The sequence below is a fragment of the Stenotrophomonas sp. 2YAF22 genome, assembly GCF_052114665.1.
GTDB classification, from domain to species: domain Bacteria; phylum Pseudomonadota; class Gammaproteobacteria; order Xanthomonadales; family Xanthomonadaceae; genus Stenotrophomonas; species Stenotrophomonas indicatrix.
Genome location: NZ_JBFRFE010000237.1, coordinates 1 through 5,775, shown reverse-complemented (window position 1 = coordinate 5,775; position 5,775 = coordinate 1). Strand labels below are relative to the sequence as shown.

At 62.0% G+C, this 5,775-nt stretch carries 8 protein-coding genes; 5 read left to right on the top strand and 3 right to left on the bottom strand.

The window, feature by feature from the left end; genetic code table 11:
• The 3 genes from AB4Y84_RS11070 to AB4Y84_RS11060 form a co-directional block, all read right to left on the bottom strand.
• On the bottom strand, positions 1–240 hold a 240-nt coding region (locus AB4Y84_RS11070; protein WP_442250131.1), incomplete at its 3' end, for a hypothetical protein.
• 454 nt (positions 241–694) lie between these two features.
• Positions 695–1,120: an energy transducer TonB family protein gene (locus AB4Y84_RS11065; protein WP_442244713.1), complete on the bottom strand. Its 426-nt coding sequence runs from the start codon at positions 1,118–1,120 to the stop codon at positions 695–697.
• Between the two features lie 91 nt (positions 1,121–1,211).
• Positions 1,212–1,421, bottom strand: coding sequence for a hypothetical protein (locus tag AB4Y84_RS11060; RefSeq protein WP_442244714.1), 210 nt, complete (start codon positions 1,419–1,421; stop codon positions 1,212–1,214).
• 594 nt (positions 1,422–2,015) lie between these two features.
• Between AB4Y84_RS11060 and AB4Y84_RS11055 the strand changes: the two genes are divergently transcribed.
• The 5 genes from AB4Y84_RS11055 to AB4Y84_RS11035 form a co-directional block, all read left to right on the top strand.
• Positions 2,016–2,255: a hypothetical protein gene (locus AB4Y84_RS11055; protein WP_442244715.1), complete on the top strand. Its 240-nt coding sequence runs from the start codon at positions 2,016–2,018 to the stop codon at positions 2,253–2,255.
• Positions 2,256–2,264: 9 nt separating this feature from the next.
• Complete coding sequence (locus AB4Y84_RS11050) at positions 2,265–3,203, top strand: XVIPCD domain-containing protein (protein WP_049464817.1); 939 nt, start codon at positions 2,265–2,267, stop codon at positions 3,201–3,203.
• 136 nt (positions 3,204–3,339) lie between these two features.
• Entirely contained in the window at positions 3,340–4,266 is a 927-nt protein-coding gene (locus AB4Y84_RS11045; RefSeq protein WP_442244716.1) for an XVIPCD domain-containing protein, read from the top strand.
• Positions 4,266–4,892 carry a hypothetical protein gene (locus AB4Y84_RS11040; protein ID WP_442244717.1) on the top strand — a complete coding sequence of 209 codons (627 nt, stop codon included), beginning with the start codon at positions 4,266–4,268 and terminating at the stop codon, positions 4,890–4,892. The genes AB4Y84_RS11045 and AB4Y84_RS11040 overlap by 1 nt, the downstream gene beginning before the upstream one ends.
• 3 nt (positions 4,893–4,895) lie before the next feature.
• Positions 4,896–5,775: XVIPCD domain-containing protein (locus AB4Y84_RS11035; RefSeq protein WP_442250130.1), on the top strand; the 880-nt coding region annotated here is incomplete at its 3' end.

Genomic DNA, 5,775 nt, shown 5'->3' with positions numbered 1-5,775 from the left:
CAACAGCACCTCCTGCACCACGCGCAGCCCGGCCAGCGCGCAGTCCGCATCCGCCAGTTGAAGACAACGCCCAGGCAGTTGATGCCGCTCCGGCCAAGACTGGCCATCCGCAGCAGCACCGGTTCCGATGCGGCGCAGCGTGGCAACGAAGGTGTTGGGATCGGCAGACGGTTCGCGCTCGACTTCGGTGTTGGCTGGGTCGTGCTGCGCGTGGAGAGAGCGGAATTCCGATGCGTTCATGGCAATGCTCCGTACAGGACAGATAGCAGCGCCACCAGATAAAGGCGGCGGACGATGCGTGGTTCGAAAGCCGGACAGTAACCAAGCCGGTGGGTCCGAAGACCCCCACGCACCGCCCGCCATGGAACGCGAACGGATTGCCAGCCGGCGCCACGCAAAGGTGACGCCGGCTGACAAGCGTAAAACACATGGTTACTGAACGGGCTTTCGACACCCGTGCCACCCGTTTTCGGTGGCACGCAAAGAGATACCCGCACAGCTGCCRAATGCCAAGAAACTGCAGAACTGACGATTGCCAGTCCTGACGCTTTCGGCATTGTCGCACACGGTGTTAAGCCGGCAAGCGATTGCGCCGCAACGGTCTTGAAGGGCTTGGCGCTATTGGCCCCAAGCACAGGATGCCTACAGCCAGGCCTACGGCGTAGGACCAATTACGACAGATTGGAGCAGCAGTTCAGCCGGGCTGCGCCTCGGCCGTGGGCACGAAGGTCATACGGACCCGAACCCGCGCATGCAGCGCGACGCCTTCAACCACGACAGGTTCGAAGCGCCACTGGTCTACTGCGGTAAAGGCCGCACGATCAATCTCCCGCAGTCCGCTGGACCGCGCCACCATTACGTTGGAAACGTGGCCCAGCTCATCCAGTTGAGCAACCAACAGCACCTCCATGGGAACCTGCAGCAAGGTATCGGGCGGCGTGGCAGGGGCCGTTGAATACTCAACGGCAGGCGCCTGTTTCAGCTCGAAGGTGGGGTTGTCACCGCGCTCTACGAACACTTCAGTGGAAACCTGCGGATCTGCCGCCATGGCCATGGCAGGTGTAGCGCCCAGCAGCATCAGAGCGAGGTTCAGTGCCAGGGCGGCGTTCAAACGGGGCATACGTGGTTTCCATTCCGGTGCGCTGCCAGCATAGCGGCCATGCCCTGGCATCGCTTGCCTTGAATGCCGGGGTGCGGGACTGCTGCGTGGTTCACACAGGCACGCGCGGTCGTGGCCACAGTGCATCGTCGCGCTCCAGGTCGTAGTCGCTGCCGAAGGCCAGTGCTGCTTCGCGTGGTGGGAGGTCTGTGTAGCAGCGCAGCAGGTGCTCATCCATGCCGGCATCGCGGTGGTCGATGGCGAACAGGTGGAGGAGCTCTTTGTCGAGGGCTTCGAGCCATGCGGGGTCGATCTTGGTCATGGTGATCCTCCAGTGGGGAGGGGAGAATGGCTGAAGTGCGTCTCAACACATGGGATGTGAATTCGACTTACTGCGGGCTCGGCGGTGCCCGTCCGCTCTGTAGTGACAGTCGTCGTAGATTGCTTTTAGGCCTGGGTGTATAAGAAAGCCTGGTGAAAACACACCTATCAATCAAAGCTCACGCGAGGACGGACGATGCTGCGACTGGGACGACGGATGCTGGGAGCAGGCGCATGCTTGACTTTTCTTCTGCTGAGCGCTTGCCAGGCACAGACTTCCCCGCCGCGATCTGAGGCTTCTTCAAGTGCTGCACAAAACAATGTGCCGCTTGTCAGGCCGCTTACTCTGACGTCAATGGCCGAGCCAATGGTCGTAGAGTTCAATCTGGAGCCACCCGGTAGAAACGCAACGCCAACGCTCCTGGTTGCCGTCCGCGTAAGTGGGGAAGATGGTGCCGTAGCGCAGGAGCGGGCCTTGATGATTCGAGGGGCTGGTCTGCCTGCACGCGTGCACCTTACTCAGCTCGGGGAAATGAGTGAGGCAAGTGCTCCACTCGTCCGTGTTGAGCAGCAGCCAGGAACGGCTGCCACTCTCGTGCCGATCAACGCTGATGGGCGCGTTTCAACGGTCTGGCTTGATGACGTGGACGACACCTCACTTGAAGCGGCAGGTTTGTCCAATCCGCAGGGGCACTACAAGCAACTGGCGATGGCGTGGGGCCAGAACCTCTCTCCGGGCAGGTACCGCCTGAGCGTGGAGTTACTTGACCCACCCGTGCATCTCGCGCCGATCCCGGCAGAGTTGCTTGTCGCCTACAAGCACAAGTCGAAATAGGAGCGTTTCATGGACGAACGATATCGCGTGACAATTTACGTTGCGGCGCCAGGAACCCCGCTGTTGGAGGGCGGAACATCTACCGCAGGCCACGTCTATTACACAGTGGGTAATGGCCGTGAGAGCATCAGCTATGGCTTTGCGCCGAAGGAGCACGGGGCGACGACCGGCCCCGGCAAGGTTTACGACTCTGACGCGCGGGAGTACCAGAATCCCTTCTACCAACGAACGCTCGAAATCTCGAAAGATCAGTACGAAAAGCTCAAGGAATTTGGTGCCGCGCCGGACAAGCATGGGTTCAATACGGAGTATCACGGGCTCAACAACAGCTGCATTGATTTCACTTGGGGCGCGCTGAATCACGCGGGACTCCATCGCACCAATGCGCTTTTCATGCAGGACAAGGATTTCCAAGGTGGACTCAAGCCGCTCACCAATGTCGAGTACATCCGCAGCATCCGCGCACCGTTTCCCGATAGTGAGTTGAACATCGAGCATTACAACAAGATGCCGGACCGAACCCTGAAGCAACGCCTCATCAGCGATGAGCAATTGCCAGGCAACGATCGCGAGATGCTCGACACCATCCGCAAGGGCATAGCGGGCATTGATGAGAGGCACGGTCGGGCCTACGACGAAACCAGTGAGCGCATCTCGGTGGGGTTGCTGGCCACCGCCAAGGAAAATGGGCTGGAGCGCGTCGATCATGTTGTATTGGGCAGTACGCCCGCTGATGGCTCAGCACAGCGGCTATTCGCCGTGCAGGGCGAGCTCAACGATCCTGCGCATGTGCGAGCCTCTATGACGGCAGAGGAAGCAGCCCGAACGCCAGTGGAGCAGTCGTTCGCCAAGGTAGAGCAGATTTCGCAAAGCCAGCAGGAACGCGCCTTGGCGGCACAGCAGGAGCCCGTGCTGGAGCAGAGCCGGGCACCCATGCAAATGGGCTGACCCGGGCCGAGTACTGCATGGTAGATCACAGTTTCGGGGGCTTCGGCCCCCGTGCTGCTTTTCTCTCCACCTGCCCGCGAACCCACCTATGCGATCATCCGGCCAGGACCGCAGTACCCAACAAGGCTGAGCAGGCATGGAGCAAGCAACACGCTACACGGTAACCCTCTTTCTAGCCGCCCCCGGCACCCCGCTGAACAGCGGCGGCAGCTCACCGCGCGGGCACATGTATTTCCAGACCGCGACAGGCGAAGAAGCACACAGCTATGGCTTCGCACCGCTGCGTCTGCCGCCCGATGAGGCCGCTGCCGGTGTGCAGTACGCCGAGGTCGTACACGACGATGCCGATGAGCACCGCGACCCGTACTACAGCCGCACCCTGGAAATCAGCGAAGAGCACTACGGCTGCCTGCGCGATTTCGCCGAGGAGCCGGCCGAGTTCGGCTTCGATGTCGATCGCCCGGCCACCATCAACCGCTGCAGCGATTTCGTCTGGGCCGCGCTGCACTATGCCGGCCTGCATTCGCAGCCGGCACCGCTGGACGGCGGCAGCAACCTGGGCGAGTTCGCGGTGCTGTTCAACCTGCCGGAAATCCAGTGCATCGCTGCGCCATTCCCGGCCAGCGAGCTGAATGGCGAACAGCACCACCCGATGCCCGAACGTGAGGCCGAGCTGCACCGCGAAGGCGGTCGCCCGAGCGACGAGCCGCCGCCCAGCCCGATGGAAGTGGCCGGCACGCTGCTGGACCCCTCGCACCCGGACCACCGGCTGTTCGCGCAGCTGATCCAGAAGGTGGCCGAGCTGGACGCCGCACACGGGCGCACCTTCGACGACACCAGCCAGCGCATCAGCGCCAGCCTGCTGGTGTTGGCCAAGCAGAACAACCTGTCGCGCGTGGACCACGTGCTGCTCAGCCGGCCTACCAAGAGCAGTCACGAGGCGGAGAGCATCTTCATCGTGCAGGGCGACCGCGATGATCCGGGGCATCGCCGCGCGAGCATCGCTACGGAGGTGGCGGCACAGACCGATGTGGCTGATTCGCTACGGCTGAAGGAGCAGTGATGCGGGCCGTGCGTGCAGTTGTTGCGTCGGTGGTACTCGCCTTGCTGGTGGGCTGCGGCAGTACTTCGTCACCTGAAGCCCCGAAGCTGTTGACCCGGGCCGAGGCCGACGCACGAACCGTGGTGCCGTTCACGCGAGGCGTGCGGTTGGACAAGGCGGGGCGCATCGTGGACGTGACCTTTGACTTGCCGCCTGCAGTACCTCCCGCGATTCCAAGTCTGAAGATCGGGTTCCGCCTGCAAGCGCAGGAGGTCAAGCCGCTGCTTGCCGAGGCCGAGCGGATAAGGGACGTCGGTGTCCCCGCGCGCGTTCGTCTGGAGCGCCTGGACGGCGACCACGCTACATCGGTGCGACTGATGACCACGGCCCCGGGAGGCCGCAGCATGGAGCCTCTTCCGCCTGACGGCCACGTCGGCAAGTTGGTTCAGGGGAAAGTTGAAAGCGGGATGCTGATTGAGGCTGGACTGTACTCGCAGGATGTTTCCTACCACATGCTGCAACTGGCCGATGCGGGCCTGCTGGATGCCGGCAGATACCATTTGACCGTGGACCTGCTGGAGGATCGACCCCAGCTCAATGACATATCGGCCGAGCTTATTGTCGGCTTCCAACTACTGGGAAAATGAGAGATGCAGAAGGACGCTGCAGAGCGTTTCACCGTCACGATCCATGTGGCTGCTCCGGGAACGCCTCGCTGGGGCGAAAGGGATTCCGTGCCAGTACGGCTCGAGAACTCGTCCGTGGGGCACATGTTCCTCACGATCGATGATGGCAGCGGACGCGATCCAAAAAGTTACGGATATACGCGCGCGCCCACGCCAACCAACCCGGACGCAGGTGAAGTTGATACCTACGACAATCTGGTCTACAGAAATCCGCGCTACGAGCGCACGATAGAAGTCAGCAGGGAACAGTACGACAAGATCATGGAGTTCGCTGAAGCCCCGGAAAAGCACGGCTTCGACAAGAACAACTACAACCTGGTCACCAATGCCTGCACCGACTTCGCCTGGGGTGCGTTGAACCACGCTGGTCTGCGCCCGGTAGGACTGGCCGGTGAGATCAGGAACTACGAAGGCTCGATCAAGGTGTTGGACAACATACCCGCGATCAACGCTATCCCACAGCAGGTCAAGGACAGCGAGCTGGACAAGGTGAAGTGGAATGACATGCCGACGCAGACCTTCGGTCAGTGGTGGATTTCGCAGAATGGCGAGCGGACGCAGGATGCCCATCCCTTGAGCGGAACCCCCGCCGATCCATCCCACGCCGATCACACTCGCCTCAATCAGCTTCACCAGCAGGTGGCCGACCTCGGAGCCTTCGGCGCCCAGAACGGCAACGTCAGCGCCAGCCTCCTGGCACTCTCCAAGGAGCAGCAGTTCACGCGCGTAGACGATGTGCTGCTCGGCGAGCGCCGTGGCGACGCCGCCCCCAACCTCTTCATCGTGCAGGGCGATCGCAGCGACCCGGCGCATCAGCGCGCCAGTCTGCCGGCAGATGTCGCCG